This window comes from Polaribacter septentrionalilitoris, assembly GCF_009832745.1.
In the GTDB taxonomy this organism is placed as follows: domain Bacteria; phylum Bacteroidota; class Bacteroidia; order Flavobacteriales; family Flavobacteriaceae; genus Polaribacter; species Polaribacter septentrionalilitoris.
In genome coordinates this window covers 1-1,402 of sequence record NZ_VRMJ01000023.1, presented here as the reverse complement: position 1 = coordinate 1,402, position 1,402 = coordinate 1, and the positions used below count along the sequence as shown (strand labels likewise).

Here is a 1,402-nt window from a genome sequence, read left to right as displayed (position 1 = left end):
TTTTTCAATTAATTCGTTCAAGTCCTTTTCATTCGGTTCAGGACAATTCGTTGGAAATGTAGGTTCTCGTTCAGAATACTTTTCTTTTATATCTTCAAATGTCATTTTTTGGTAAATTGTGTACAACGTCTCCGTATATGAAACGTAGCGTGTAAAAAGACGCTTTCGTTTCGGATTATACACGAGCCGAATTTTTAAATTTTTCTTTTTATCTTTATTTTACTAAAAGCCAAATTTAAAAATTTGGCGGTCTTTACAAACACACAAAAACCTTTCGGAAAGCCTGTATTAGCTATGTTTTATATACGTTGTTGTGTGCAGTTTTTATTCGCAACCTTCATTAAACTTTTCCCAATCAATTTCTGGTGCGATTGGATATTTTTCCAGTACTTTCTTTTCTAAATCTAATTTTACTTTTGAAAAGGGAACATTGTAAATATCTTCAAATTTTGTAAAACCTTCACTCCAAAGCCGTTTTAGTTTTTCAATACTGAAATTTGTTATCAAATGCTCAACAATATAAGCAGATTGATGATAACCAATCATATCTGGCTGATTATAAAAATCAGAAGTCAGCAACTCAATTGGAATCAATTTGTTTGTTTCCAATAAGTACCTATAAATTTGAGCTACATTTAATCCGTTACAATTATTTTCTGCAAAAGTTCCCAATCCTTCATTAACCCAATTCGAGGATGGATTTTCATAACCCCATTCCAGCATTGACATTAAGTGCATTAATTCGTGCTTAATTGGTGGTTTTTGATTTTCGTTTGCTACAACGTATAAAGTTTTGATATGTGGCCAAGCAGAGCCACTTGATTTTTGTCCAGTGTAAACTCCGCTTTCTTGGCGTGAACGTAAAAATCTGATAAAAATAGTGTCTTTAAATTCCGATAATTTAATTATTTCAGAATTTTCTTTAATCGCATCAAAACACTCCTTTACATATTGTTCCTTTTTGTTGAACGCCATTCCTTTTGATGGAAATGTGAAATGAACATTTTCGATTTTTTTTAAGACTTGAGTATCTTCTTTCCAATTGTCATTTTCATTCAATTCAGTTTTTTCATTTGTTTCCTTACAGCTGAATAAAATCAGAAATAAGCACAAAATTGAGATGATTACTTTACTGTTATTCATTAAATATCGATTTTTCTGTATTATACTGATATAGGTTGACCTTTTTTTAGGTTTAATTAATACGTTCAAACGATTTTTTTAAGCCGTTTAGGAGGCAAAAAAATAGTTTGAACTGCTTATTGTTTAAATTTCGAGTTCAGTCAAATTTACATTATTTTTTCTATACGATTTGTATTTTATGTTCGGATTAAGATGTACTTGAGTAGGTTTTCTTAAATCTAGGCTAAAATGGGTTCTTAAATTATTATAAATATATACA

At 29.9% G+C, this 1,402-nt stretch carries 1 protein-coding gene; it reads right to left on the bottom strand.

Going from position 1 to position 1,402, the window contains the following annotated elements:
• Nucleotides 1-324 precede the first annotated feature (324 nt).
• The gene (locus FP421_RS04475) at nt 325-1,143 is read right to left on the bottom strand and encodes a peptidase MA family metallohydrolase (protein WP_159948040.1); all 819 of its coding nucleotides are present in this window, start codon (nt 1,141-1,143) and stop codon (nt 325-327) included.
• Nucleotides 1,144-1,402: the final 259 nt, after the last annotated feature.